A 23935-nucleotide genomic window follows, 5' to 3' on the forward strand; every position below is an offset into this window, starting at 1 on the left:
TCACTGCTGGCGAGGCCTTCGGCCGAGCCAGCAGCTTTTTTAGCGTAGATTTTTTGCGTGAGAGGTGCGCGGAGCGCACCCGAACGCAAAAAAGGTACTTTAGAACCGCGGGAGGTTCGCCAGTTCCGCTTCGGGGACGTCCTCGAAGGCTGCGCGGGCGATCGACCGTTTGTGAACTTCGTCGGCGCCGTCGACGATCCGGAACGCGCGGTTCGCCTTATAGAAGTCGGCCAGCGGGAGGTGCTGGGAGATGCCGGCACCGCCGCAGGCCTGGAGCGCGAAGTCGATGGTCTCCTGGACGACGTTGGCGGTGAAGTACTTCGACATGGCCACTTCGATGCGGGCCTCCTCGCCGCGGGCGATCTTCTCGGCAGCGTGGCGAACCATCGTTCGCGCGGCGTGCAACTGGGTCTCCTGTTCGGCCAGGCGGAACCGCTGGGCCTGTTTGTCTTCGAGCGACTCGCCGAACGCGTCGCGCTCGTGCATGTAGGCTTTCGCCACGTCCAGCGCCCGGTCGGCCATCCCCGAGAAGCGCATGCAGTGGGTGAGTCGGGCGGGGCCGAGGCGCTGCTGGGCGATCATGAAACCGGCGTTCTCGGCGCCGAGCAGGTTCTCCTCGGGGACGCGCACGTCGTTGTACTCGATCTCGGCGTGGCTCTCGGGCACGAGGTCCTGGCCGAGGTGGGGCGTCGCGTTGGCGATCTCGACGCCGTCGGCGTCGGCCGGCACCAGGATGATCGACGTTCCCTCGTAGGGATGGGCGTCCATGTCGGTGCGGGCCATCACGAGGAGCAGGTCGACTTCGACGCCCTGCGTGGTCCACCACTTGTGCCCGTTGATGACCCACTCGTCGCCGTCCTTCTCTGCGGTCGTCTGCATCATCTTGGGGTCGGAGCCGGCACCCTGCATCGGCTCGGTCATCGAGAACCCGGAGCGAATCTCACCGGCCACGAGGGGCTTCAGCCACTTCTCTTTCTGTTCCTCGGTGCCAACGAGTTCGAGGGTGTGCATGTTCCCCTCGTCGGGCGCGTCGACGCGCATCGCCATCTGTCCGAGCACGCTCCGGCCGGCCTCCTCGAACAGCGGCAACACGTCGCGGAAGTCGTAGCCGCCACCGCCGTACTCCTCTTCGATCTGGGGGCAGAACACGCCATACTCCCGCGCTTCGTCGAAGAGGTCCTCGATGACGTCCATCGGGACGGTTCCCTCGCCGAGGTATTCCCGCTCGACGGGGAGTACTACTTCGTCCATGAACTCCCTGGCGCTCTCTCGCAGTCCCTGTGCAGTGTCCGAATCTTCGTACTCGACGACCATACCTCTCCTTGAGAACGAAACATTGTAAAACAACCCCCTGCTCGACACGAGCAGCGTTCACTGATACCCCCACTTATTCATAGGTGAAGGCCATACTGGTCTAACAATGTTAGCTACGAGGGTCGATCACGCTGCGAGACGGAGGCGAGAGGCATGACCGAAGGCAGCGACGAGTACTTCGATCGGATCGTCGACGAGGACGCGTTGGCTTCCTATCTCGAAGCCCAACTCGGTGCAGCAGACGAGTTCGAGGTCGAACACCACCAGGAGGGACACTCCAACGAGACGCTGTTCGTCACCTGGGGGAGCGATGAACTGGTCATCAGACGACCGCCGCCAGGAGAAACGGCGGAGAAGGCCCACGACGTGCTCCGGGAGTACACCGTCATCGACGCGCTCCAGGACACGGACGTTCGCGTCCCCGTGACCGTCGCCGCGTGTGACGACCACGACGTCATCGGGTCCGACTTCTACGTCATGGAGCGGGCCGAGGGGAGCGTCCTGCGCGGGGCGGAACCGGATCGCTTCGGGAGTCCCGACGCCCGCCGACAGGTCGGCGAGCAACTAATCGACCGGCTGGCGGAGATTCACCAGGTCGACTACGAGGCGATCGGACTCGACGAGTTCGGGTACCCCGAAGGGTTCACCCAGCGCCAGGTCAAGCGCTGGAGCGAACAGCTCACGTGGGCGTTCTCGGTCACCGCCGAGGAGCGCGAAGTGCCGGTGCTGTACGACGTGATGGAGTGGCTCCAGGAGAACGCGCCCGAGGATCATCCGCACACGCTGGTGCACGGCGACTACAAACTCGACAACGTGATGTACGGTCCCGGTACCCCGCCGGAGATCGTCAGCATCTTCGACTGGGAGATGGCGACCCTCGGCGACCCGCTGACCGACCTGGGGTGGCTGCTCTCGTACTGGTGGGACGAGAAAGACCCCGACCCGCCGGCCTCGACGTCGTCACTGTCGGCGACGTTCATGACCCAGGACGGGTACCTGACGCGACAGGAACTGGTCGAGCGCTACGAGGAACGGACCGGCATCGAGTTCGAGCACGAACGGTTCTATCGGACGCTCGCGGTGTACAAGCTCGCCGGCCTCGGAGAGATGTTCTTCCGGCGGCACCTGGAAGGGAACAGCGACGATCCGCTCTACCCGAAGATGCGCGAGGGCGTTCCCGCACTGGCCGACCGGGCGCAACGGATCATCGACGGCGAGGAACCGCTGTAAGAGACACGCTCGTTTTCACTCCGGCCGTTCCAGCCGGAAGCGGTCGTTCGCGTCGGCGTACCAGTTTCCGGCGAGCCGTCCGACTGCGTCGACCTTCTCGACGTCGACTTTCCCCGCAGTCGTGACTGCGTCGTCGGCGTGGACCATCACGACCTCGCCGAGGACGAGCGTCGAGATGCCGATGTCGACGGCGTCGTACAGTTCACACTCGAACGCGAGGTCGGCGGCGGCGACGCGGGGCGGCGCGACCTTCTCGGACGGCGCGCGCTCGACGTCGGCGTGGTCGAACTCGCTCTCTTCAGGTGGGAGCGTCGCGCTGGTGGCGTTCATATCCTCCACGAGATCCGCGGTCACGACGTTGTGGACGAACTCGCCGGTGTCGAGGACGTTCCGCGCCGAGTCCTTCAGGGTGCCTGTGCCGCTCGCGGGCGCGAACATCAGGATCGGCGGATCAGCAGTGACTACGTTGAAGAAACTGTAGGGCGCGAGGTTGTCGACGCCGTCCTCGCTGGTCGTCGAGATCCAGCCGATCGGCCGGGGAACGACCGCACCGGTCATCGTGCGATACAGGGACCGGTCGTGCGTCTCGGGGTCGATCTTCATTCGTCACCCGTGTCGTCGTCTCCATCTACGTCCGAGACTCCCGTCGTTCCGACGGCGGTCGTCTGTGCGTCCGGTGCGTCGATGAACTCGCTTCCAGGATCGTCCTCGTTCACAGTGAATCCGGGACCCTGCGTGGCGATTTCCATGACCAGTCCGTCCGGGTCGGTGAAGTAAATACTCTCGAAGTAGGTCCGGTCCTGGATGCGAGAGACGCGGACGCCGTTTTCCACGAGGTGTTCGCGCCACGCCGCCAGCGCCTCCCTGTCGGGAACGCCCATGGCGAAATGATGGCTTGCGCCCCCGCCCGGGCGGCCCTGATGGCCGGGATACTCGAAGTACGTCACGACGGTTCCCGGTTCACCGGCGGGCGTCGGTGAGAAGTAGTAGTGGAGCGTCCCGGGATCGTCGTAGTTCTCCGTCCGCTTGACGGTGTGCCAGCCCAGCACCACCTCGTAGAACTCCCGAGTGCGGTCCACGTCGGTGCAGATGTTCGTCACGTGATGCAAGCCAGTGAGCGGTGGTGTGTCGGACATTGGGAATGGATGCGGTAGCGTGTCAGAACCCGGGCTCACCGGAACGTCGGCAGCCCGGTTTCACTGTGTTACCTGGTTCGAACCCGAACCTATATACCGTTTCCCGGACGTTCATGTAACCAGGTTACACCGATGTCCGCCGAGACCAGAAACGAGGGCGCCTGTCCGATCGTCGAGTCGCTCGAACAGATCGGCTCGCAGTGGCGCCTCGTCATCCTCCACGACCTCCACGGGACCGAGAAGCGGTTCAACGAACTCAAGCGGTCGACGGACGCGAGTTCCCGCACGCTCTCGCGCGTGCTCGACGACCTCCAGGAGATGGGCTTCGTCACCCGTCGCATGGAGGAAGACGCGCCTGTTGCGACGTACTACCGGCTGACAGAGAAGGGCGAATCACTCTGTCCCGTGTTCCAGGAGATCGAACAGTGGGCCGAAGACTGGCTCGGAGAAGACGTCGAGGCCGACGCCGAACCGGCGACCGCAGACTGAGCCACCCGCACGCTTTTTCCGATCGGTCTCCCCGCTCTTGTATGGATGAACACCACACCGGTGAGAGCGAAATTCGACTGGTCAAAGCGATGATCCGCCCGGAGAAACTCGAGGACGTCAAGGAGGCGCTGCGGGAGGCGGGCGCTCCATCACTGACGGTCTCGAACGTCCGCGGGCGCGGCAGCCAGCCCGCGAAAACCGGTCAGTGGCGGGGAGAGGAGTACACGGTCGACCTCCACGAGAAAATTCAGGTCGAGTGCGTCGTCGCGGACGTCCCCGCTGCGGACGTCGCCGACGCCATCCGCGAGGCCGCCTACACGGGAGACCCCGGTGATGGACGGATTTTCATCATCGACGTGGCCGACGCCATCCAGATACGGACTGGCAACCGCGGCCCCGACGCCGTGTGAGCCGTCCGACAGTTCAATCGAGGCGCAATGAGAGTTTATGACACGGGCTTCCCTAGTGAGAGTGCTATGCGCTGTCGGAAACACAAACACGCCAGGAAGGGTGCGGCAACCGGGGCGACGGTCGGTGCGATCGCGGGCAGTCCGCTCGGACCGGTCGGTGCCGGCGTCGGTGCAGGGTTCGGCGGAGCGTTCGGATTCCTCGCCGGCGACGCCCGCGACAAGTTCGAGAAGAAACGCGAGTGCTGACGATTACGCGTACTTCTCGGGGTACGCTTCTTCGAGCAGTTCCGGCTGGTCGTCGAGGCGCTCTCGGATCGGGTCGATGACGTCGGAGATGTACTCGCCGGCCGCGTTCTTGAGGTCCTGCGGGTGGAGGCCGTCGAGGAACGCCTCCTCCAACTCCTCGTAGCTGTCGAAGCTCACGTTCCCGCCGTACTCCTCGGGGCGCTCGATGACGAACGACTCGCCCTGTTCGTCGAGCACCGGGAACACGAGGTAGCGCATGTATTCGAGGACGCCGTTGTCTTCGACCTCGCCCTGCGGGCAGTACGCGCCGTTGATCTTCTCTGTGACCTCGTCGGGCGAGTCGTTGAGGTTCACCTTCGAGGACGCCTCGGAGGCGCTCATCTTCCCGCCGGAGAGACCCGAGAGGAGCGGCGCGAACAGGCAGACTGGGGCCTCGCCGCCGTGGTCGGGCAACAGTTCGCGACCGAGCATGTAGATGCCGCGCTGGTCGATCCCGCCGTAGGCGATGTCGGCGTCGAGCGCCTTCACGTCGAGACTCTGCATCAGCGAGTAGATCAATCCCCCGAGATTCGGGCTGTCGCTCTCGCGAACGACCTCGCTGCCCGCGCGCTGGGCGCGAGCGACGGTCGTTTCTGCGGCCATTCGGTACATGTCGAGCGTGTACTCCTCGGAGAGCTGGAAGTCCCGGCCACGGACGAACTCGACGGCCTCCGGATCGGCACCGGCGGCGTCGAGCATGCCCCGAATGGCTTCCTGGTAGTATTCGGTGCGGGCGTCGAGCAGGTCCCACGGGCTCTTCTCGCTGTCAAGGTGGGCGTGCAGGTCCGCGATCAGGACCGTCACGTCGATGCCCGCCTCGATGAAGTCGGCGAGTTTGCGGATGGTCGTGAAGTGACCGATGTGCATCTCCCCCGTCGGCGCGTAGCCGATGTAGGCCGATGGCGACTCCTCGGCGAGCAGTTCCTCCAGTTCCTCCTCTGTGACGACCTCTTCCGTGTAGCGGCTGACGAGGTCGACCCGTTCGGCCGTGTCCATACCCCCGTTTCCCGTGGCACGCGATTAAAAGCTTATCAGTCGGTCCGGCAGTGTCCCCGGTTATTTCAGCAAGTGCGTCATGAGGAATCCGAGCGCCGTCGCGACCGCCGTCAGCGACGACACGTCCTCGTACGCGTCGGGGAACACCTCGTCGGCCAGACTCGCCAGGATCGCACCGCCGGCAAAGGCGCGCAGTCCCGCGAGGACGGCCGCGCCAGTCCCGGCAAACAGGACGTTCCCTGCCCACACGGACCCGCCGACGACGACCGCGACGACGAACCACCCGCCGACCGTCTTCCACGTTCCGTACCCGTCTTCGAGCATGGCTTCGGTCCCGCCGAGGGCCTGCGGGAAGTTGCTCGCGAAAAAGGCCGCGACGAGCGCGAGACCCGCGCCCGACGAGCCGAGGAGGACGATCCCGAGCGCAGCGTTCTCGGGGACCCCGTCGAGGGTGACGCTCGCGAGCAGCGACCACCTGGACTCGCCTTCACCGGACGTGAACTCCTTGAACGCGAAGTCCGCGCCGGCGAAGATGATCGCACCGGCCATGAGGGAGCCTGCGACCAACCACTGTCCCCCGACCTGGAACGCACGCTCGATCAGTTCGTACGCCGCCGCGGTCACCAGGGCACCACCTGCGAAGGCCAGCAACGCGCCCATGAGTCGGTCCGACGGCGACCAGACCACGCCCAGTAGCGAGCCGATGAGGAGCGCGACGCCCGAGGCGATACCGTACAGAATCGGTTCGGGGAGACCGATCAACGGCCCGAGTACCCGGGCCGAAGGTCCCAATTGGACAGCAAGGGAAGCAACGCCGTCCATAGTGAGTGACGACCGTACTAGTCGAGCGAGCCCGAAGTAGCTTCGCTCCCCTCGGATCGATGAGAAAACGCGACACCGAACCCGGAGTGGACAGAGCCTTATCGGTCGGCTCCGAACTCGCGCACATGTACACGGGGAAGTGGCAACAGCCCTGTTGCCTGTGCGGCGATCCCGACACCGACTCGCGTCTCGATCTCCCGCCGCGGGCCGTCCAGTTACTCGACAACAGCGGCCCCATCGCCTGGCAGGACATCGTCGGCGAGGTGTCGATCTACTTCTGCGAGAGCGATTGGGAGACGGTCGTCGACCTGGTTCTCGACGCGGGGATGAGTCCGCTCTCGCGGTGCAACGCTGCCCGCGCCGACTTCGACCTGCGCGAGGACTTCGAGGCCCTGCTCAACGACGTTCGCGACGAGCCAGACCAGGACCCGCTCGAACGGGAGATGCTCCGAGAGAGCGAACGCGTCATCGCGGAGTACGAGTCCGACGACCACAGCGAAGTCCGAGCGCTCGTCGAAGCGCGCGTCGTCAAATGGGCAATGGAGGACCTCGGCACAGACGAAGCCGGCGTCCCGGCCGACGACTGATCGTTCATCGAATCCCACAATTCAGAATCGCTTGTGCCAGGAACGACAGCTACCGAGTCGAGCTGTCGGCCGACGTCGAACCGGCCGACTGGAACGTGACGTTCACGCGTGTCGTCAGTGTCGGGATGTCGCTGGTCGGCGGGGTCATGCTGGTCGCCGCGGCGGTGTGATCGGCCGACAGCCCCGCGAACGCGAACTGTTAGTGATCGTGACTGTGATCGTGGTCGTGCTCGTGTTCGTCCTGTGATCGCTGGACGGAGATGCCGCGTCGGTGGACGATCCCCTGCATGTCGGCGGTCTCCGCGGCGAACTCCCGGAGCGCCTCGCCGGTCTCGGAGTCCTCGTCCAGAACCACCGGTTTGCCGTCGTCGCCGCCTTCCCGGACTGCCGGATCGATCGGGATCGATCCGAGGAACGGCATGTCGGACTCGTCGGCGAACGCCTGGCCGCCGCCCTCCCCGAAGATGTGGTGTTCGGAGCCGCAGTCGGGACACTGGAAGGTGCTCATGTTCTCGACGATACCCAGGACGGGCGTCTCGTGTTTGCCGAACATCTCCAGGCCCTTGCGGGCGTCGTCGACGGCCACCTCCTGAGGCGTCGTGACGATGACGGAGCCGGAGACGGGGACGGTCTGTAGCATCGAGAGCTGGGTGTCGCCGGTCCCCGGCGGCAGGTCGATCACCATGTAATCGAGCGAGCCCCACTCGACGTCCTCCCAGAGCTGCGTGAGCACTTTGTGGACCATCGGACCGCGCCAGATCACGGGGTCGTCCTCACCGACGAGGAAGTCCATGCTCATCAGCTTCATCCCGAACTTCTCGACGGGGATCAGTCTCTCGTCCTGGGTCGCCTGCGGACGCTCGTCGGCGTCGACCATCCGCGGGACGTTCGGTCCGTACACGTCGGCGTCGAACAGCCCGACGCGTGCCCCCATCTCTGAGAGGCCCGCCGCGAGGTTCACGGCGATCGTCGACTTGCCGACGCCGCCCTTCCCGGACGCGACGGCGATGATGTTCTCGACCCCGGGGAGCACCTGCTCGTCAGCGTCGACGCCGGTGTCGACGTCCGCGGCGAGGTCGAGCTCGTAGTCGACGTCCGAGAGCACGTCGCGGACCTCGTTGGCCATCGCCGTCTCGGTCGGCGAGTACGGTGCGCCGAGGACGAGCGAGATGTGAATCGTGTCGTCGTCGATAGTCACGTCGTTGACCAGCCCGAGCGAGACGATGTCGTCGCCCAGGTCCGGATCCTCGACCGACTCCAGCCGGTCGTATACGTCGGCTTCGTCCATAGCGGTGATAGACCCGCGACCGTCGAAAAGGGTTGTGAACTCACCTCAGACCAGCGTGGCTGCGGTCTCTCCCCGCCATCACCGAACAGTCCCGTCGTTTAGGTCCCTGGAACCGATGAATTGACGTCTTTTGGGTAACCAGACATGGTTACACATCGTCGACTTGCGACACCGGATTTAAGCACGCGCGGTGTTGATACTCAGCTATGCTAGTCGACCAGTTCGGGCGCGAGGTGACGGGAGTACGCATCTCGCTCACCGACCGCTGTAACTTCGACTGCGTCTACTGTCACAACGAGGGACTGGGCGACACGCGCGGACCGATGGACCCGCAGGACAACGAGATGGACACCGACGACGTGGTCCGGTTTCTGGAAGTCGCCGCGGAGTTCGACGTCGACGCGGCGAAGTTCACCGGCGGCGAGCCGATGCTCCGCGACGACCTCGCGGAGATCATCGACCGAACTCCCGACGATATCGAGACCTCGCTGACCACGAACGGCACCTATCTCCCCGACCGCGCCGAGGAACTGGTCGACGCTGGCCTGGATCGGGTAAACGTCTCCCAGGACGCTCTCGACCCCGACGCGTTCAAACGAGTGACACAGAGCGGCGAGTACGACGCCGTCATCGAGGGCGTCAAGGCCGCCGTGGACGCCGGGCTCGACCCCGTGAAACTGAACATGGTCGTGTTCGAGGCAACTGCCGGCTACGTCCCCGAGATGGTCGACTACGTCGCGATGAACGACGGGCTACAGCTGCAACTCATCGAGTACATGCCGGAACTGGCCGGCCGGCCCGAGTGGGCGATCGACATCGAGCGCGTCCACGGCTGGCTCGAAGAGCAGGCCGACGAGATCGAACACCGGGAGATGCACGACCGCAAGCGCTACTGGATCGGTGGCGACTCCACAGAGGGAGGGATGGTCGAAGTCGTCGACCCCGTCGAGAACGCCGAGTTTTGTGCAAACTGTCACCGCGTGCGCGTCACGCACGAAGGATACCTGAAGGGCTGTCTCAACCGCAACGACGACCTCCGTTCGATGGGCGAGATGACGAAACCGGAGATCCGCGACGCGTTCCGCGACGTCGTCGAAAACAGAGTGCCATACTACGGGGAGTACATGGTACAGGACGACGAGGGCGACTGGGTCATCAACGAGGAGTACATCGGCGCCTGAGCCGACGACCCTCCGGTTCGGAAACCAGTCGCAGTTTTATCAGTCCGCCCCGTGTATGGTATGGTCATGCCCACCACCGAGACGGTGGCGCGACTCCTCGGTCGAGCGACGACCCAGCGGAACGTCAGCATCTCGACGGCGATCGTCGTCGCCGTCCCGCTCGCGTACGCGTTCAACCTCATCTTCGGCTATCAGGGGAGCTTGCTCCTGTTGTTGACGCTCGGCCTCGGAGTTCCGACGGCCTACGACGACTACTGGCCGGCGTACGACGAGACCCGAAAGGCCGTCGTGTGGGTGATCGTCGCCTGCGGTATCGCCGCCGTGGAGTTCACTGGGTTCTACGTCATCGCGACGGCGCCGCTCCGGCTGTCGTCGTTCGTCGGCAGCATCGGCGCGTTTCTCCTCACCTGGACCACGAACCTCTCGTGGTTGGTCGTCCGCCAGCGGTCACGATAACCTCACGTGCGTACTCGTTGATCTCCAAATGGACTCGAATGACGTGAGACAATCACAGACCAACAGACGGCGGCGGGGGTACCAGCGGGTTGCACTCGCCGTGTTCCGTTGCGTTTAAATAAGGGGGCGATTGTACCGGTAAGTACAGATCGTGCAGGGGCACCGGGTCCCGAGTCCGAAAGAGGGTTGACCTCGCGGGCGATGAGTATACAGCAGAGCGGGTCGTGGTAGCCAAGTCTGGCCCAAGGCGCAGGGTTGCTAACTCTGTGGCGTCAAGCCTCCGGGGTTCGAATCCCCGCCACGACGCTCACCACACAAACGGTTACACATGAGTGCAGAAGAACCACCAGAGGGCGAGGAAGCGGAAGAAGAGGAGGACATCCGCTACTTCGTTCGCATTGGACAGACAGACCTCGACGGCACGAAGTCCGTCGAGCGAGCACTGACAGACATGAACGGTATCGGGCACCGAGCTGCCCGCATCATCAGCGAGAAGGCCGGCATCGACCGGCGCTCCGTCTTCGGGAAGCTCGAAGAGGACGAGATCGACAGCATCGTCGAACTCGTCGAGGGCTTCGCCGACGAGGTTCCGGACTGGATGACCAACCACCAGTCGGACTACTTCAGCGGTGAGACCACCCACGAGATCGGCAACGATCTCGGTCTCACCCGTCGCCAGGACATCAACCGCATGAAAATGATCGACTCCTACCGTGGCGTTCGCCACAAGCGCGGCCAGAAGGTTCGCGGACAGCGCACCAAATCCACTGGTCGTACCGAGGGGACGATCGGCGTCAACGTCGAGGCGATCAAGGAAGAGCAGGCCGAGGAAGCCGCTGGCGAGGAGGACGGTGAAGAATAATGGCGCTCGGATCCAACACGAAGCTCTACGAGACGCCGAACCACCCCTTCCAGGGCCAGCGCATCGCTGGCGAGCACGACCTCGTCGGCCGCTACGGCCTGAAGAACAAAGAGGAACTCTGGCGCGCGCAGTCCGAGCTCCGGTCCTACCGGCGCGAGGCGCGTGACCTGCTCGGTGCGGCCTCCGGCGACGCCGAGGCAGCAGCCACCGAGTCCGAGGAGTTCCTGGCCCGCCTGCAGAAACTGGGCATCCTCGGCGAAGAGGACGGCCTGGACGACATCCTGTCGCTGGACGTGACGGACGTCCTGGAGCGTCGACTCCAGACGATCGTCTACCGCAAAGGCTACGCCAACACGGCGAAGCAGGCGCGACAGTTCATCAGCCACGGTCACATCCGGATGAACGGCCGACGCGTGACCGAGCCGTCCGCGAAGGTGACCATCGCTGAGGAGGACACCGTCGAGTTCGACAGCGCGAGCCCGCTGACGGACGAACTCCACCCCGAGCGCGCGGAGGAGCAGTAAACCATGGCAGAGGAAGCACCTGACGACATCTGGGGCATCGCCCACGTGCACGCATCGTTCAACAACACGATCATCACCATCACGGACCAGACCGGCGCGGAGACGCTCGCGAAGTCCTCCGGTGGGACGGTCGTCAAACAGAACCGCGACGAAGCGTCGCCGTACGCGGCGATGCAGATGGCCGAGACCGTCGCAGAGGAAGTCAAGGCCCAGGGCGTCGAAGGCGTCCACGTTCGCGTTCGCGGTCCGGGCGGCAACCAGCAGACCAACCCCGGCCCGGGCGCACAGGCGACGATCCGAGCGCTCGCTCGCGCCGGCCTCGAAATCGGTCGTATCGAGGACGTGACACCGATCCCGCACGACGGGACCCGCGGCCCAAAGAACAGCGGATTCTAAGATGGCAACAGAGTACGACGTAGAGTTCATCGAACGAGGCGACCGCGAAGCGCGGTTCCTCGTGCGCGACATCACGCCAGCGTTCGCCAACGGCATCCGGCGAGCGATGGTCGCCGACGTGCCCACCTTGTCGATCGACGAGGTGCGCGTAATCGAGAACTCGTCGGTGATGTTCGACGAGCAGATCGCGCTTCGCCTCGGGCTCGTGCCGCTCACGACGCCCGAGGACTACGAGATCGGTGAGACGACGACGCTGGCACTGGACGTCGAAGGACCAGGGACGGCCTACTCGGGCGATCTGGTCTGCCAGGACGAACAGGTCGAGCCAGCCGACAAGAACGTCCCGATCATCGATCTGAAGGACCCAGAGGGGTCCGAAACACCGCAGCGACTGGAAGTCGAGGCGGACGCGGTGTACGACCGCGGTCGTGAACACGCCAAACACCAGGGCGGTGTGGCGGTCGGCTACCGTCACCTCCAGCGCGTCAACGTCGTCGGCGACGCCGACGAGTTCGGCGACGACGAACCCCACATTCTGCGTGGGATCATCGAGGAGGACGGCGAACTCATCCCGACCGAGGAGTTCGACAACGACCTGACGAACCGGTACCCCGGGAAAGAGGTCGAGGTCGAGGACGTGCACAACGCCTTCGTGTTCCACGTCGAGACGGACGGGTCGCTGACGGTCGAGGAGCTCACCACGCAGGCAGTCGAGACGCTCCACGATCGCGCGGCAGATCTGAAGGACGCAGTACAGCTATAGAACAATGAACGTCACTGCCCCCTACCATCCCGGACATGACGCCCCCGCGCCCCTGGAGAGCGGCCGGGCCGATGCGGGATCAACCGAAAGCGGTTTTAAGGGGCAGTTGGAACTGACTAATGCGCGCAGGGATAGCCAAGTCAGGCCAACGGCGCAGCGTTCAGGGCGCTGTCCCGTAGGGGTCCGCAGGTTCAAATCCTGCTCCCTGCACTTTCTTACAGGAGGTAGGTCATGAGCAAGACGAATCCGAGACTCCGTAGTCTCATCGCTGACCTGAAGTCTACCGCCCGCGACGCGGGCGGAGACGTCTGGGGCGACGTGGCAGAGCGACTGGAGAAGCCACGCAGTACGCACGCGGAAGTCAACCTGGGCCGCATCGAGCGGTACGCACAGGAAGACGAGACCGTCGTCGTGCCCGGGAAGGTCCTCGGCAGCGGCGTCCTGCAGAAGGACGTCACCGTTGCAGCCGTGGACTTCTCCGGAACTGCCCAGACGAAGATCGACCAGGTCGGTGAAACCATGAAACTCGAACAGGCACTCGAACAGAACCCAGACGGAACGAACGTACGGGTGGTCCGATGAGCGTCGCAGAATTCGACGCAGACGTCGTCATCGACGCGCGCGACTGTATCCTCGGTCGCGTCGCCAGCGAGGTCGCCGAGCGCGCCCTCGACGGTGACAGCGTCAAAGTGATCAACGCCGAGCAGGCTGTCGTCACCGGACGCAAAGAGGACGTCATCGGGACGTTCCAGAAGCGCCGCGACCTCGGGTCGGACCGCGGTCCGTACTACCCGAAACAGCCCGACCGCATCTTCAAGCGCTCGATCCGGGGCATGCTGCCCTACAAGAAGCCGCGCGGTCGCGAAGCGTTCGAGAACATCCGCGTCTACATCGGTAACCCCCACGACGACGACGGCGAGATCATTGAGGGGACGTCGCTGGATCGACTCTCGAACATCAAGTTCGTCCAGATGGGCGAAATCAGCGAAAAACTCGGAGCGAACGTCACATGGTAACGAACACGTCAGGAAAGAAGAAGACGGCTATCGCCCGCGCGACGATTCAGGACGGCGAGGGCCGGGTCCGCATCAACTCCCGGCCGGTCGAACTCGCCGAGCCGGAGCTGTCGCGCCTGAAGATGCTGGAACCGTTCCGCATCGCCGACGAGGACCTGCGCGACGACGTCGACGTCGACGTCCAGGTCGAGGGCGGCGGGACGAGCGGCCAGGCAGACGCAGTCCGGACCGCCATCGCGCGCGGCCTGGTGCAGCACACGAACGATGCGGAACTGCGCGACGCGTACATGGAGTTCGACCGGTCGCTGCTGGTCAACGACGTCCGCCAGTCCGAACCCAAGAAATGGGGCGGCCCTGGTGCCCGCGCGCGCTACCAGAAGTCCTACCGCTAGGTGATCAGATATGATGGTACCGGTTCGGTGTTTCACCTGTGGTAAAGTCGTCGGCGAGCATTGGGAAGAGTTCAAAGCCCGGACGCGCGAGGGCGACGAGGATCCCGAAGCGGTCCTCGACGAACTGGGCATCGAGCGGCACTGTTGCCGCCGGATGCTCGTCTCGCACAAGGACCTCGTCGACATCGTGGCACCCTACCAGTGACGCTACGCATGGCAAGACAGGACAACCGATACGAGAAGGCACGCATCATCGGGGCACGAGCCCTGCAGGTGGCATACGGCGCGCCGGTGCTCATCGAGACCGAGCAGACCCAGCCGATCCTCATCGCCGCCGAGGAGTACGACGCTGGCGTCCTCCCGTTCACAGTCAAGCGGGGTAAGCAATGACGCTCATCTCCGACGTGCGACTGCGACGCGTCCTCGACTCCCGGGGTAACCCGACCGTCGAGGCCGAGGTCGTCACCGAAAACGGTGGGTTCGGGCGCGGTGCCGCACCGAGCGGTGCCTCCACTGGCGAGTACGAGGCCATCGAACTGCCGGCCAGCGAGGCGATCGCGAAAGCACGCGAGAAGGCAGTCCCGCGGCTCGTCGGCGAAGCGTACGCCGGCGATCAGCGCGGCATCGACGACGTGCTCCACGGCGCGGACGGCACGGACGACTTCTCCGAGATCGGCGCCAACAGCGCCGTCGCCATCAGCATGGCAGCGGCCAAGGCCGGAGCTGACGTCCAGGGGATTCCCCTGTACCAGCACCTCGGCGGTGCGTTCCGGGGTCGGAACTTCCCGGTTCCGCTGGGGAACGTCATCGGCGGCGGCGAACACGCAGCCGACGCGACGCACATCCAGGAGTTCCTCGCTGCACCGGTCGGTGCACCGAGCGTCTCCGAAGCCGTCTTCGCGAACGCGGCCGTTCACGGTGCAGTCCACGACATCCTCGCCGAGCGGGACGTCCCCGCGGGCAAAGGCGACGAAGGCGCGTGGGCGCCCTCGATCGACGACAGCGAGGCCTTCGAGATCATGGCCGAGGCTGTCGAAGCAGTGGAGGACGAGGTCGGCTTCGAGATCCGCTTCGGGCTGGATATGGCCGGGGCGGAACTGTACGACGCCGACGCCGAGGTCTACCGCTACGGCCAGAAGGAACGCGACACGGCCGAGCAGATCGAGTACGTCGCGGACCTGGTCTCCGAGTACGACCTCGTGTACGTCGAGGATCCGCTGGACGAGAACGACTACGAGGCGTTCGCCGAGCTCACCGACGAGGTCGGCGACCAGACGCTGATCTGCGGTGACGACCTGTTCGTCACCAACACGGATCGGCTCGCAGAGGGGATCGAGGTGGGTGCGGCCAACTCCATCCTCATCAAGCCGAACCAGATCGGCACGCTGACGGACGCGTTCGACGCCATCGAGCTGGCGGTCGAGAACGGGTACGAGCCCGTCGTCTCCCACCGCAGCGGAGAGACCGAGGACACGACGATTGCACACCTCGCCGTGGCGACCGACGCACCCTTCATCAAGACGGGGGCGGTCGGCGGCGAGCGAACAGCGAAGCTGAACGAACTCATCAGAATCGAGGACAACGCATGAGCGGCAACGAAAACGAGGAGGGACTCGACGCCGACGAGTCTGACGTCGACCCGGAACCGGCTGACGAGGCTGGTGCCGTGGCCGAGCAGGCCGAGGCAGACGAGTCCGAAGCGGAATCGCCCGACGCTGCCGAGGAGGCAGCCGAAGAGACAACAGAAGAGCCGGAGGAAGAGGAGCCACGGCTGGACGAGGACGTCATGCCCGACGACGAGGCAGACCTCCTGATCCCGGTCGAGGACTACCTCGCAGCCGGTGTCCACATCGGGACCCAGCAGAAGACCCAGGACATGGAGCGGTTCATCCACCGCGTCCGGACCGACGGGCTGTACGTGCTGGACGTCTCGATGACCGACCAGCGCATCCGCACGGCAGCGGACTTCCTGGCCAACTACGACCCCGAGCAGGTGCTCGTCGCGAGCTCCCGCCAGTACGGTCGGTTCCCGGCCGAGAAGTTCGCCGACGCAGTCGGCGCACGCGCCCGCACCGGTCGGTTCATCCCGGGCACGCTGACGAACCCGGACTACGACGGCTACATCGAGCCGGACGTCGTGGTCGTGACCGACCCGATCGGTGACTCCCAGGCAGTCAAGGAGGCCATCACGGTCGGCATCCCGGTCATCGCGATGTGCGACTCCAACAACGGTACCGGTAACGTGGACCTCGTCGTCCCGACGAACAACAAGGGTCGCAAGGCGCTGTCGGTCGTCTACTGGCTGCTGGCCAACGAGACGCTCGACCGCCGCGGTGCAGAGCCGGCGTACGCTCTCGAAGACTTCGAGAGCGAAATCTAGACGCGCAACTTTTCGTTTCGGTTACGTACCAGGTATCTATTTCTCCCTTCTCGACAAGCGACAGCTATGGGCGAAGGCGACACTGGCATGAACGCACTGGTCGGTGCAGCAGTAACTGTCCTGGCGACGTTCACGGGGTTCGCGCCGCTCCTGGGTGGGGCAGTCGCAGGCTATCTGAACCGGCGTGACGGCGTCAAAGCCGGCGCACTGTCTGGCGTGATCGCGTCGATACCGATACTGGTGGTCGCAACGTTCATTTTCGGAGGCATACTCGCATTCATGCCGTTTTCGGGGGGCATGATGGGTCCCGGACCGGGATTCGCCGGCGCGATGGGTATCGTAGCCGTCACGTTCGGACTGGGCTCTTTCTTGCTCTACACCGTCGGCCTCGGTGCGCTGGGCGGGTACCTCGGCGAGTACCTCTATCGAGAAGACGTGATCTGACGGACCGCCGACGCAGTCGGAAATCTCCTTAAGAGCGGGGTGGGAAAGGGGCGTATGGTCGTATCGAGCGCTCCCGGGAAGGTGTATCTCTTCGGGGAGCACGCGGTTGTGTACGGAGAACCGGCGGTGCCCTGTGCGATCGAGCGACGGGCGACCGTCGAGGTCGAGGAACGCGACGACGACGCGCTCAGGGTGCACGCGGCTGACCTCACGCTGGACGGCTACACCGTCGAGTACGACTCCAATTCGGACGCCCACCCGGACGTCGACGTGGCACCGTCGCTGATCGAGGCCGGCGTAGGGTACCTCAACGGTGCCGCCGAGCAGGCCCGCGACGCGGCGGACCGGCCGAACGCCGGGTTCGAGATCACCGTCGAGAGTTCGATTCCACTGGGGGCCGGACTGGGATCGTCGGCGGCCGTCGTCGTCGCCGGGATCGACGCCGCGACGCGCGAACTGGGCGTCGACCTCACGGCGCGTGAGGTCGCCCAACGGGCCTACGAGGTCGAGTACGAGGTCCAGGACGGGCAGGCGTCGCGGGCAGACACGTTCTGTTCTGCGGTCGGCGGGGCCGTTCGCGTGGAGGGCGACGACTGTCGAGCCATCACCGAGGTGCCGAACCTCCCGTTCGTCATCGGATACGACGGCGGCGAGGGCGACACCGGCGAACTCGTCGCCGGCGTGCGGTCGCTCCGCGAGGAATACGAGTTCGCCGCTACCACCGTCGAGACGATCGGCGACATCGTCCGCGAAGGGGAACAGGCGATTCGAGAGGGCGACATCGAGGAACTGGGTCGGTTGATGGATTTCAATCACGGCCTCCTCGAGGCGCTGGGCGTCTCCTCGCGGTCGCTAGACGAGATGGTGTGGGCGGCCAGGGAATCGAACGCGTACGGCGCGAAACTAACGGGTGCCGGCGGCGGCGGGTGCATCGTCGCGCTCGACGACACCGAGGAGGCCGAGACCGCGCTGAAGTACACGCCGGGCTGTGAACAGACCTTCCGGGCGGAACTCGACACCGAGGGCGTCCGGGTCGAGGAGGCGTAGATGACGGTCGTGCTGAAACTCGGCGGGAGCGTCATCACGGAGAAGTCCGAACCCGAAACGGTAGCCGAGGACGTCATCGACCGGGCGGCCGCGGCGATCGCCGAGACGGACGACGAGCTCGTCGTCGTCCACGGCGGGGGCAGTTTCGGGCACCACCACGCCGATCGCCACGGCGTCTCGACGACCGACGGCACGCGTGACGCCGGGGCAGTGACAGACGTCCACGACGCGATGAAGCGCCTGAACGCCGCCGTCGTCGACCGGTTCCAGGACCACGGCGTCGCCGCCGTTCCGGTCCACCCGCTGTCGGTGGCGAGCCGCGACGAAGAGGGGACGTTGACGCTCCCGTCCGGGGGCATCGCCACGATGCTCGACGAGGGGTTCGTTCCGGTCCTCCACGGAGACGTGGTCGTTCACGCATCGACGGGCGCGACGATCCTGAGCGGCGACGAACTCGTCGCCGATCTCGCCGAGAGCCTCGACGCAGACCGCGTCGGCCTCTGTTCTGCCGTCCCGGGCGTACTGGACGAGTCCGACGAGGTTATCGCACGGATCGATCGCTTCGACGACGTCGCAGCGGTGCTCGGCGGGAGTGACGCGACGGACGTGACCGGCGGTATGGCCGGCAAGGTCCGGACCCTGCTCGCTCTCTCTGCGCCGGCCGTCATCTTCGGCGTCGACGACCTCCCGTCGTTTCTCGCCGGCTCGTCTCCGGGGACTGTCGTGGCCGGCGAATCCACCGACGATCACTGACGGACCAGTAGTATCACAATTCTAGCAGAAGGGAACAGAGGAGCGATTCTGATCGGGAGGAGATAACAGGAGGGCAAACTGCCGTAACCTATTTGTCTCCTGTTACCAAACGTTCCGACATGACAACCGTCAGAATTGTAGACGGGATGAAATACGGGTTCAAGCTCCTGAGCTTTTTCATCGCCGTCTCGCTGATCTGTGGTGCGTTTATTGCGGGTGGCGTCGTCATCTATCAAGACGCTCGGGCGATGGTGAATCCAGAGCTCAACCAGTATTACGCTCGCCTGGCCGCCGGCGGGTTACTGACACTCGTGGGAAGTCTGGGGCTGACCGGATCGCTAATCGGGTTCGGCCACAAGTTCATCGCCGACAGCGTCACTGCGGGCTACGAGGCCGCTGACGCGACGACAGTGGACACGACGCAGGCGGACGCCAGTGACGAGGACGAGACAGAAGAGGAACCAGCGGAAGCGAACTCACCGGACGACGAGTCGACGCAGGAACCGTCGAGCGGCAGGGCACGAGAGGAGACACCCCAGGAACACGACGAGAGTTCCGAGCAGGGCGAGGGCATCTTCGGGATCGACACGTCCGAAGCGCGGGCGGACCCGACCGGGCCGCGAGCGCGGGCAGAGGAACCGTCGACATCTCAGGCGGGCGACGGTAGCGAGTCCGGCGCGGTGCAACAACACGCACAGAACACGAGCGGTAATCACCCCCCGACGTCGCCAGAAGAGCGGACGTGGCAGCGTGACGAGGGTGACGAACCGGCGGGAGAACCGACAGCGGCGGCCGATCAACCCGACCAAAGCGAGACGGAAACAGACCCCGGGTACCCGGACAGTTACGCGACCGGCCCGCCACCGGAAGACCGAAACGCCAACCGGGAGGAGACGGACGAACAGCCGACCCCTGGCGCGAACGAACAGGCCGATGCGGAGGCCCAGGACGACAGTCTCGACGAGTCTGTCGACTCCGGGTCGAACGTCTCGTGGGAAGGCGACGATGGCGGCGTTCAGGAAAACATCGATCAGGTCGTCGGCGATGCGACTGCGCCCGGAACGAGAACCGTGGACGACAGCCCGGACGTGGACGAGTCAGCAGACGCCAGCAACGGTGGGACACTCGAAAGCGAACTCGAGGAGGAACCGGAATCCATCGACGACGCACCCGGCGAATTCGTCGCCAAACCACCCGCTGATTCGGAATCTGAAGACGACGACGCGACGGACCCGGTCGACGAACTCCCGGACGAGCCGCTGACCGACGACGATGCGGAAACCGTCGATCCGGCGGACGAACTCCCCGACGAACCGATCACCGACGACGACGTCGAACCGACAGTCGACCCCGCAGACGAACTCCCGGACGAGCCGATTACCGACGACGAAATCGAGGACACGACGGACGAGCCGGGAGACTGGGAACCGCTAGACGAGAGCGACCTGTAGGCGAACGACGTTTTTGATCCCGTGAGCGTTTGCATTCGAACGGTCACGAAAATATGGCATGCTACCACATACCGAGCAATGCAAAACACATTTATCGTTGGTCGGTAGTGGTGTAAGGCACGCCGTGAGATAACATGACGGGATTCGAGCCAACGCCACCGACCACAGCGATCTACAGCGACGACCTGTTGGCGGGCGAGACGGCGCTGATAACCGGTGGGGGAACGGGAATCGGGAAAGAAATCGCGCTCGCGATGGCCGACCACGGGGCCGACGTGGCCATCGCCAGTCGGAACATGGACCACCTCGAACCCGTGGCCGAGGAGATCGAGGAGAAGGGGCAAAACGCCTGTGCCACAACGGTGGACGTTCGGGATCGAGAGAAAGTCGACGAGATGACGGACACGGTCGTCGACGAACTCGGCGGCGTGTCGATCCTCGTCAACAACGCTGGCGCGAACTTCGTCACGCCGACGGAGAACCTCTCGGCGAACGGGTGGCGGTCGGTGGTGGGAACGATTCTCGACGGAACGGCGTACTGTAGCTTCTCCGTGGGCGAGCACATGATCGACAACGGCGGCGGGTCGATCGTCTCGATGGGTGCCACGAACTCGGCGTTCGGCGCGCCGTACCACGCACATTCGGGCGCAGGGAAAGCCGGCGTGCACAACCTGATGCAATCGCTGGCCAGCGAGTGGGCCAAGTACGGGATCAGAGCGAACACTGTCGCACCGGGAATCATCGAAACGGAGGGAATTACGGGGGCAGTCGGCGGCGAGTTACCCGACGCGCTCATGGAAGACCTGGCAGCCGACCGCTTCGGCACGGCTGCAGACTGCGTGCCGTTGACGCTGTTCCTGGCGAGTCCGGCCGCGAACTACGTGACTGGCGGGTACTTCACCGTCGACGGGGGACACCTGCTGCATCAGTCCCCGATGGAGTGACGATTCGCGGAATAATCGGGATGGTATCCGACAGTTGTCGGTTGTGCACACATTCAGGAGTGGTGAGGGACCGGAGTCAACCCCACAGTTTTTAAAGGCGGCCGTCGAAGTCCGTTATAACCGAGCGCACGGCCGCCCGGGAACGGTTGGGGCGGCCGGCAACACATCGAGCGGTTCGGTGTGTCCGAACGGGACTGGCAGCCATCCGTCGCCGTCGCGATGGGGCCACGCGTGGCCTCGTATCGCGTCCGCTGAATCGGCCGGCGTCGGACGGGCTGCTGTTAGATTTCGGACCATTTGGACGGCGCGTGTTTGCCGGTCGTCGCAATGAGCCGTTTCTGTCGGCGGTTCGACTCGGGCGACACAACTATGGAAATCGAAATCGCGACAATCGGCGGCTACGAGGCAGTCGGCCGCCAGATGACCGCAGTGCGAGCCGGTGACGACGTTGTTATCTTCGACATGGGCCTGAACCTGTCGAAGGTTCTCATCCACGACAACGTCGAGACCGAACGGATGCACAGCCTCGACCTGATCGACATGGGCGCCATTCCGGACGACCGGGTCATGAGCGACCTCGAAGGCGACGTGAAGGCGATCGTGCCGACCCACGGTCACCTCGACCACATCGGTGCCATCTCGAAACTGGCACACCGCTATACGGCACCCATCGTCGCCACGCCGTTCACCATCGAGCTGGTCAAACAGCAGATCAAGGGCGAGGAGAAGTTCGGCGTCGAGAACGACCTCATCAAGATGGAAGCGGGCGAGACGATGTCCATCGGCGAGCGCAACGAACTCGAGTTCGTCAACGTCACTCACTCCATCATCGACGCCATCAACCCGGTGCTCCACACGCCGGAAGGCTCGATCGTCTACGGGCTGGACAAGCGCATGGACCACTCGCCGGTCATCGGCGACCCGATCGACATGAAGCGCTTCCGCGAGATCGGCCGCGAAGACAACGGCGTCCTCTGTTACATCGAGGACTGTACGAACGCCGGCCGGAAGGGTCGCACGCCCTCCGAGGCCGTCGCTCGCCGCCACCTCAAGGACGTCATGTACAGCATCCAGGACTACGACGGCGGCATCGTGGCGACCACCTTCTCGTCGCACATCGCCCGCGTGAAGTCGCTCGTCGAGTTCGCCGACGACATCGGTCGCCAGCCAGTCCTCCTGGGCCGCTCGATGGAGAAGTACTCCGGCACGGCAGAGCGGCTGGACTTCGTCGACTTCCCGGACGACCTCGGGATGTACGGCCACCGCAAGTCCGTCGACCGAACGTTCAAGCGCATCATGAAAGAGGGCAAGGAGAACTTCCTGCCGATCGTGACGGGCCACCAGGGCGAGCCGCGCGCGATGCTCACCCGGATGGGCCGCGGCGAGACGCCGTACGAACTGGACGACGGCGACAAGGTGCTGTTCTCGGCGCGAGTCATTCCGGAGCCGACGAACGAAGGCCAGCGCTACCAGTCCGAGAAGCTCCTGGGCATGCAGGGCGCCCGGATCTACGACGACATTCACGTGTCCGGCCACCTTCGCCAGGAGGGTCACTACGAGATGATCGACGCACTTCAACCCCAGAACATCATCCCGGCCCACCAGTCGCTGGAAGGCTTCGCGCCGTACGTCGACCTCGCGGAGAACATGGGGTACACCGTCGGGCGTGACCTGCACATCACGCGCAACGGGAACATGATCAAGCTGACCGAGTGATGAGCGAACCAGGTGCGGCACAGCAGGCGGTCGAGGCGGCGATCGTCGAGCGCCGCGAACGCGTCAACGAAGCGATCACCGACGAGTTGCCGATTATCCGCCCGGAGCGGTTGTACGAGGCGTCCCGCTACCTGCTCGACGCGGGCGGGAAGCGCCTCCGACCGACAATCCTGTTGTTGGCGGCTGAGGCGATCGAGGACGTCGAGCCGTACGCAGAGGACTACCGGGCGTTCCCGTCGCCGGCCGGCGACGTGGACGTGATGTCCGCAGCGGTGAGCATCGAGATCATCCAGTCGTTCACGCTCATCCACGACGACATCATGGACGACGACGACATGCGCCGTGGCGTGCCGTCCGTCCACAACGAGTACGACCTCGAAACGGCGATCCTGGCGGGCGACACGCTGTACTCGAAGGCGTTCGAGTCGATGCTCGAAACCGGCGCGCCGGCGGACCGATCGGTGCGCGCGCTCTCTGAGCTGGCGACGACCTGCACGAAGATCTGCGAGGGGCAGGCCTTCGACATCGACTTCGAGGCGCGGGACGCGGTCGAGCCCGACGAGTACCTCAACATGGTCGAGCTCAAGACCGCCGTCCTGTACGCGGCGGCCGCGAGCGTCCCCGCGATGTTGCTGGGTGACGACGAGGCGGTCGACGCGCTGTACGGCTACGGCCTGGACATCGGTCGCGCGTTCCAGATCCAGGACGACCTCCTGGACCTGACGACGCCGAGCGAAAAGTTGGGCAAGCAGCGCGGGAGCGACCTCATCGAGGGGAAGAAGACGCTGGTCACGCTCCACGCGCGGCAGAACGGCGTGGACGTGGACGGCCTGATCGACGCCGACAACGTCGAAGCGGTCGACGAGTCGGACATCGAGGAAGCGCTCGCGGAACTGCGAGACGCCGGCAGCATCGAGTACGCGCGCGAGACGGCCCACGACCTGATCGCCAGCGGGAAACAGAACCTGGAAGTGCTCCCGGACAACGAGTCTCGGGACCTCCTCGGTGGCATCGCGGACTATCTGGTCGAGCGCGACTACTGACTGTCCCCCG

31 protein-coding genes and 2 tRNA genes are annotated in these 23935 nt (G+C 64.7%); 27 read left to right on the forward strand and 6 right to left on the reverse strand.

The annotated features are described in order from the left end of the window. Nucleotides 1-99 precede the first annotated feature (99 nt). A complete protein-coding gene (locus tag MU553_RS12855; RefSeq protein ID WP_247378406.1) occupies nucleotides 100-1314 on the reverse strand; it encodes an acyl-CoA dehydrogenase family protein in 1215 nt (404 codons plus the stop codon). Nucleotides 1315-1467: 153 nt separating this feature from the next. Between MU553_RS12855 and MU553_RS12860 the strand changes: the two genes are divergently transcribed. After that, the gene (locus MU553_RS12860) at nucleotides 1468-2544 is read left to right on the forward strand and encodes a phosphotransferase family protein (RefSeq protein ID WP_247378407.1); all 1077 of its coding nucleotides are present in this window, start codon (nucleotides 1468-1470) and stop codon (nucleotides 2542-2544) included. Nucleotides 2545-2559: 15 nt separating this feature from the next. Here the strand turns inward: MU553_RS12860 and MU553_RS12865 are convergent, their stop codons facing one another. Both MU553_RS12865 and MU553_RS12870 read right to left on the reverse strand, forming a co-directional pair. Continuing rightward, entirely contained in the window at nucleotides 2560-3147 is a 588-nt protein-coding gene (locus tag MU553_RS12865; protein WP_247378408.1) for a flavin reductase family protein, read from the reverse strand. Beyond that, the gene (locus tag MU553_RS12870; RefSeq protein WP_247378409.1) at nucleotides 3144-3680 is read right to left on the reverse strand and encodes a VOC family protein; all 537 of its coding nucleotides are present in this window, start codon (nucleotides 3678-3680) and stop codon (nucleotides 3144-3146) included. Before MU553_RS12870 ends, MU553_RS12865 begins: the two co-directional genes overlap by 4 nt. Nucleotides 3681-3812: 132 nt before the next feature. Between MU553_RS12870 and MU553_RS12875 the strand changes: the two genes are divergently transcribed. From MU553_RS12875 to MU553_RS12885, 3 genes are all read left to right on the forward strand, one after another. Further along, nucleotides 3813-4169 carry a winged helix-turn-helix transcriptional regulator gene (locus tag MU553_RS12875; RefSeq protein WP_247378410.1) on the forward strand — a complete coding sequence of 119 codons (357 nt, stop codon included), beginning with the start codon at nucleotides 3813-3815 and terminating at the stop codon, nucleotides 4167-4169. 41 nt (nucleotides 4170-4210) lie between these two features. Further along, nucleotides 4211-4579 (forward strand): nitrogen regulatory protein GlnK1, encoded by a 369-nt coding sequence (gene glnK1 / locus MU553_RS12880; RefSeq protein ID WP_247378411.1) that lies wholly within the window; start codon nucleotides 4211-4213, stop codon nucleotides 4577-4579. 66 nt (nucleotides 4580-4645) lie between these two features. Next, nucleotides 4646-4825: a YMGG-like glycine zipper-containing protein gene (locus MU553_RS12885; protein WP_247378412.1), complete on the forward strand. Its 180-nt coding sequence runs from the start codon at nucleotides 4646-4648 to the stop codon at nucleotides 4823-4825. Between the two features lie 3 nt (nucleotides 4826-4828). Here the strand turns inward: MU553_RS12885 and MU553_RS12890 are convergent, their stop codons facing one another. Both MU553_RS12890 and MU553_RS12895 read right to left on the reverse strand, forming a co-directional pair. Further along, nucleotides 4829-5860, reverse strand: coding sequence for a tyrosine--tRNA ligase (locus MU553_RS12890; RefSeq protein ID WP_247378413.1), 1032 nt, complete (start codon nucleotides 5858-5860; stop codon nucleotides 4829-4831). A 60-nt stretch (nucleotides 5861-5920) separates the two neighbouring features. After that, on the reverse strand, nucleotides 5921-6682 hold the full coding sequence (locus tag MU553_RS12895; protein ID WP_247378414.1) for a ZIP family metal transporter: 762 nt from the start codon (nucleotides 6680-6682) through the stop codon (nucleotides 5921-5923). A 125-nt stretch (nucleotides 6683-6807) separates the two neighbouring features. Here MU553_RS12895 and MU553_RS12900 point away from each other — a divergent pair, with 125 nt between their 5' ends. Next, nucleotides 6808-7269: a DUF7960 family protein gene (locus MU553_RS12900; protein ID WP_247378415.1), complete on the forward strand. Its 462-nt coding sequence runs from the start codon at nucleotides 6808-6810 to the stop codon at nucleotides 7267-7269. A gap of 199 nt (nucleotides 7270-7468) precedes the next feature. Here MU553_RS12900 and MU553_RS12905 read toward each other — a convergent pair whose 3' ends face one another. Further along, a complete protein-coding gene (locus MU553_RS12905) occupies nucleotides 7469-8557 on the reverse strand; it encodes an Mrp/NBP35 family ATP-binding protein (protein WP_247378416.1) in 1089 nt (362 codons plus the stop codon). A gap of 206 nt (nucleotides 8558-8763) precedes the next feature. Here MU553_RS12905 and moaA point away from each other — a divergent pair, with 206 nt between their 5' ends. From moaA to idsA3, 22 genes are all read left to right on the forward strand, one after another. After that, nucleotides 8764-9738 (forward strand): GTP 3',8-cyclase MoaA, encoded by a 975-nt coding sequence (gene moaA, locus MU553_RS12910; protein WP_247378417.1) that lies wholly within the window; start codon nucleotides 8764-8766, stop codon nucleotides 9736-9738. Between the two features lie 66 nt (nucleotides 9739-9804). After that, nucleotides 9805-10194 carry a hypothetical protein gene (locus MU553_RS12915; RefSeq protein ID WP_247378418.1) on the forward strand — a complete coding sequence of 130 codons (390 nt, stop codon included), beginning with the start codon at nucleotides 9805-9807 and terminating at the stop codon, nucleotides 10192-10194. A 221-nt stretch (nucleotides 10195-10415) separates the two neighbouring features. Next, nucleotides 10416-10500 (forward strand) — tRNA-Ser (locus MU553_RS12920). A 22-nt stretch (nucleotides 10501-10522) separates the two neighbouring features. Beyond that, nucleotides 10523-11056, forward strand: a complete 534-nt coding sequence (locus MU553_RS12925; protein ID WP_247378419.1) for a 30S ribosomal protein S13 — start codon at nucleotides 10523-10525, stop codon at nucleotides 11054-11056. Then, nucleotides 11056-11580: a 30S ribosomal protein S4 gene (locus MU553_RS12930; RefSeq protein ID WP_247378420.1), complete on the forward strand. Its 525-nt coding sequence runs from the start codon at nucleotides 11056-11058 to the stop codon at nucleotides 11578-11580. Before MU553_RS12925 ends, MU553_RS12930 begins: the two co-directional genes overlap by 1 nt. A 3-nt stretch (nucleotides 11581-11583) precedes the next feature. Then, the gene (locus tag MU553_RS12935) at nucleotides 11584-11976 is read left to right on the forward strand and encodes a 30S ribosomal protein S11 (protein WP_247378421.1); all 393 of its coding nucleotides are present in this window, start codon (nucleotides 11584-11586) and stop codon (nucleotides 11974-11976) included. Nucleotide 11977: 1 nt separating this feature from the next. Next, nucleotides 11978-12739 carry a DNA-directed RNA polymerase subunit D gene (locus MU553_RS12940; protein WP_247378422.1) on the forward strand — a complete coding sequence of 254 codons (762 nt, stop codon included), beginning with the start codon at nucleotides 11978-11980 and terminating at the stop codon, nucleotides 12737-12739. Nucleotides 12740-12864: 125 nt separating this feature from the next. After that, nucleotides 12865-12949: transfer RNA gene (locus MU553_RS12945), tRNA-Leu, on the forward strand. 21 nt (nucleotides 12950-12970) lie between these two features. Then, nucleotides 12971-13321 carry a 50S ribosomal protein L18e gene (locus MU553_RS12950; protein ID WP_247378423.1) on the forward strand — a complete coding sequence of 117 codons (351 nt, stop codon included), beginning with the start codon at nucleotides 12971-12973 and terminating at the stop codon, nucleotides 13319-13321. Continuing rightward, a complete protein-coding gene (locus tag MU553_RS12955; RefSeq protein ID WP_247378424.1) occupies nucleotides 13318-13755 on the forward strand; it encodes a 50S ribosomal protein L13 in 438 nt (145 codons plus the stop codon). The genes MU553_RS12950 and MU553_RS12955 overlap by 4 nt, the downstream gene beginning before the upstream one ends. Continuing rightward, on the forward strand, nucleotides 13749-14147 hold the full coding sequence (locus tag MU553_RS12960) for a 30S ribosomal protein S9 (protein ID WP_247378425.1): 399 nt from the start codon (nucleotides 13749-13751) through the stop codon (nucleotides 14145-14147). Before MU553_RS12955 ends, MU553_RS12960 begins: the two co-directional genes overlap by 7 nt. A 10-nt stretch (nucleotides 14148-14157) precedes the next feature. Continuing rightward, complete coding sequence (locus tag MU553_RS12965; protein ID WP_247378426.1) at nucleotides 14158-14352, forward strand: DNA-directed RNA polymerase subunit N; 195 nt, start codon at nucleotides 14158-14160, stop codon at nucleotides 14350-14352. 8 nt (nucleotides 14353-14360) lie between these two features. Continuing rightward, the gene (locus MU553_RS12970) at nucleotides 14361-14537 is read left to right on the forward strand and encodes a DNA-directed RNA polymerase subunit K (protein WP_247378427.1); all 177 of its coding nucleotides are present in this window, start codon (nucleotides 14361-14363) and stop codon (nucleotides 14535-14537) included. Next, the gene (eno, locus tag MU553_RS12975; protein WP_247378428.1) at nucleotides 14534-15736 is read left to right on the forward strand and encodes a phosphopyruvate hydratase; all 1203 of its coding nucleotides are present in this window, start codon (nucleotides 14534-14536) and stop codon (nucleotides 15734-15736) included. Before MU553_RS12970 ends, eno begins: the two co-directional genes overlap by 4 nt. After that, on the forward strand, nucleotides 15733-16527 hold the full coding sequence (gene rpsB, locus MU553_RS12980; RefSeq protein WP_247378429.1) for a 30S ribosomal protein S2: 795 nt from the start codon (nucleotides 15733-15735) through the stop codon (nucleotides 16525-16527). Before eno ends, rpsB begins: the two co-directional genes overlap by 4 nt. Before the next feature lie 66 nt (nucleotides 16528-16593). Continuing rightward, nucleotides 16594-16971 (forward strand): DUF5518 domain-containing protein, encoded by a 378-nt coding sequence (locus MU553_RS12985; RefSeq protein WP_247378430.1) that lies wholly within the window; start codon nucleotides 16594-16596, stop codon nucleotides 16969-16971. Between the two features lie 54 nt (nucleotides 16972-17025). Beyond that, nucleotides 17026-18018 (forward strand): mevalonate kinase, encoded by a 993-nt coding sequence (mvk, locus tag MU553_RS12990; protein WP_247378431.1) that lies wholly within the window; start codon nucleotides 17026-17028, stop codon nucleotides 18016-18018. Then, complete coding sequence (locus tag MU553_RS12995; protein ID WP_247378432.1) at nucleotides 18019-18771, forward strand: isopentenyl phosphate kinase; 753 nt, start codon at nucleotides 18019-18021, stop codon at nucleotides 18769-18771. 119 nt (nucleotides 18772-18890) lie between these two features. Next, nucleotides 18891-20222 (forward strand): hypothetical protein, encoded by a 1332-nt coding sequence (locus tag MU553_RS13000; RefSeq protein ID WP_247378433.1) that lies wholly within the window; start codon nucleotides 18891-18893, stop codon nucleotides 20220-20222. A gap of 134 nt (nucleotides 20223-20356) precedes the next feature. Continuing rightward, complete coding sequence (locus MU553_RS13005; protein ID WP_247378434.1) at nucleotides 20357-21166, forward strand: SDR family oxidoreductase; 810 nt, start codon at nucleotides 20357-20359, stop codon at nucleotides 21164-21166. Between the two features lie 369 nt (nucleotides 21167-21535). Then, nucleotides 21536-22882 (forward strand): ribonuclease J, encoded by a 1347-nt coding sequence (locus MU553_RS13010; protein ID WP_247378435.1) that lies wholly within the window; start codon nucleotides 21536-21538, stop codon nucleotides 22880-22882. Next, nucleotides 22882-23925, forward strand: coding sequence for a geranylfarnesyl diphosphate synthase (gene idsA3, locus MU553_RS13015; RefSeq protein ID WP_247378436.1), 1044 nt, complete (start codon nucleotides 22882-22884; stop codon nucleotides 23923-23925). The genes MU553_RS13010 and idsA3 overlap by 1 nt, the downstream gene beginning before the upstream one ends. Nucleotides 23926-23935: the final 10 nt, after the last annotated feature.

It is taken from the genome of Halorientalis brevis (genome assembly GCF_023077655.1).

Coding starts and splice junctions, on each gene's coding strand:
- MU553_RS13000 (WP_247378433.1), top strand. CDS start 18,891: ATGACAACCGTCAGAATTGTAGACGGGATGAAATACGGGTTCAAGCTC.
- MU553_RS12935 (WP_247378421.1), top strand. CDS start 11,584: ATGGCAGAGGAAGCACCTGACGACATCTGGGGCATCGCCCACGTGCAC.
- MU553_RS12970 (WP_247378427.1), top strand. CDS start 14,361: ATGGCAAGACAGGACAACCGATACGAGAAGGCACGCATCATCGGGGCA.
- MU553_RS12865 (WP_247378408.1), bottom strand. CDS start 3,147: ATGAAGATCGACCCCGAGACGCACGACCGGTCCCTGTATCGCACGATG.
- MU553_RS12890 (WP_247378413.1), bottom strand. CDS start 5,860: ATGGACACGGCCGAACGGGTCGACCTCGTCAGCCGCTACACGGAAGAG.
- MU553_RS12960 (WP_247378425.1), top strand. CDS start 13,749: ATGGTAACGAACACGTCAGGAAAGAAGAAGACGGCTATCGCCCGCGCG.
- MU553_RS12955 (WP_247378424.1), top strand. CDS start 13,318: ATGAGCGTCGCAGAATTCGACGCAGACGTCGTCATCGACGCGCGCGAC.
- MU553_RS12925 (WP_247378419.1), top strand. CDS start 10,523: ATGAGTGCAGAAGAACCACCAGAGGGCGAGGAAGCGGAAGAAGAGGAG.
- moaA (WP_247378417.1), top strand. CDS start 8,764: ATGCTAGTCGACCAGTTCGGGCGCGAGGTGACGGGAGTACGCATCTCG.
- MU553_RS13005 (WP_247378434.1), top strand. CDS start 20,357: ATGACGGGATTCGAGCCAACGCCACCGACCACAGCGATCTACAGCGAC.
- MU553_RS12985 (WP_247378430.1), top strand. CDS start 16,594: ATGGGCGAAGGCGACACTGGCATGAACGCACTGGTCGGTGCAGCAGTA.
- MU553_RS12900 (WP_247378415.1), top strand. CDS start 6,808: ATGTACACGGGGAAGTGGCAACAGCCCTGTTGCCTGTGCGGCGATCCC.
- MU553_RS12905 (WP_247378416.1), bottom strand. CDS start 8,557: ATGGACGAAGCCGACGTATACGACCGGCTGGAGTCGGTCGAGGATCCG.
- mvk (WP_247378431.1), top strand. CDS start 17,026: ATGGTCGTATCGAGCGCTCCCGGGAAGGTGTATCTCTTCGGGGAGCAC.
- MU553_RS12930 (WP_247378420.1), top strand. CDS start 11,056: ATGGCGCTCGGATCCAACACGAAGCTCTACGAGACGCCGAACCACCCC.
- MU553_RS12950 (WP_247378423.1), top strand. CDS start 12,971: ATGAGCAAGACGAATCCGAGACTCCGTAGTCTCATCGCTGACCTGAAG.
- rpsB (WP_247378429.1), top strand. CDS start 15,733: ATGAGCGGCAACGAAAACGAGGAGGGACTCGACGCCGACGAGTCTGAC.
- MU553_RS12855 (WP_247378406.1), bottom strand. CDS start 1,314: ATGGTCGTCGAGTACGAAGATTCGGACACTGCACAGGGACTGCGAGAG.
- MU553_RS12995 (WP_247378432.1), top strand. CDS start 18,019: ATGACGGTCGTGCTGAAACTCGGCGGGAGCGTCATCACGGAGAAGTCC.
- MU553_RS12885 (WP_247378412.1), top strand. CDS start 4,646: ATGCGCTGTCGGAAACACAAACACGCCAGGAAGGGTGCGGCAACCGGG.
- MU553_RS12940 (WP_247378422.1), top strand. CDS start 11,978: ATGGCAACAGAGTACGACGTAGAGTTCATCGAACGAGGCGACCGCGAA.
- MU553_RS12895 (WP_247378414.1), bottom strand. CDS start 6,682: ATGGACGGCGTTGCTTCCCTTGCTGTCCAATTGGGACCTTCGGCCCGG.
- MU553_RS12915 (WP_247378418.1), top strand. CDS start 9,805: ATGCCCACCACCGAGACGGTGGCGCGACTCCTCGGTCGAGCGACGACC.
- idsA3 (WP_247378436.1), top strand. CDS start 22,882: ATGAGCGAACCAGGTGCGGCACAGCAGGCGGTCGAGGCGGCGATCGTC.
- MU553_RS13010 (WP_247378435.1), top strand. CDS start 21,536: ATGGAAATCGAAATCGCGACAATCGGCGGCTACGAGGCAGTCGGCCGC.
- MU553_RS12860 (WP_247378407.1), top strand. CDS start 1,468: ATGACCGAAGGCAGCGACGAGTACTTCGATCGGATCGTCGACGAGGAC.
- MU553_RS12965 (WP_247378426.1), top strand. CDS start 14,158: ATGATGGTACCGGTTCGGTGTTTCACCTGTGGTAAAGTCGTCGGCGAG.
- MU553_RS12870 (WP_247378409.1), bottom strand. CDS start 3,680: ATGTCCGACACACCACCGCTCACTGGCTTGCATCACGTGACGAACATC.
- eno (WP_247378428.1), top strand. CDS start 14,534: ATGACGCTCATCTCCGACGTGCGACTGCGACGCGTCCTCGACTCCCGG.
- MU553_RS12875 (WP_247378410.1), top strand. CDS start 3,813: ATGTCCGCCGAGACCAGAAACGAGGGCGCCTGTCCGATCGTCGAGTCG.
- glnK1 (WP_247378411.1), top strand. CDS start 4,211: ATGGATGAACACCACACCGGTGAGAGCGAAATTCGACTGGTCAAAGCG.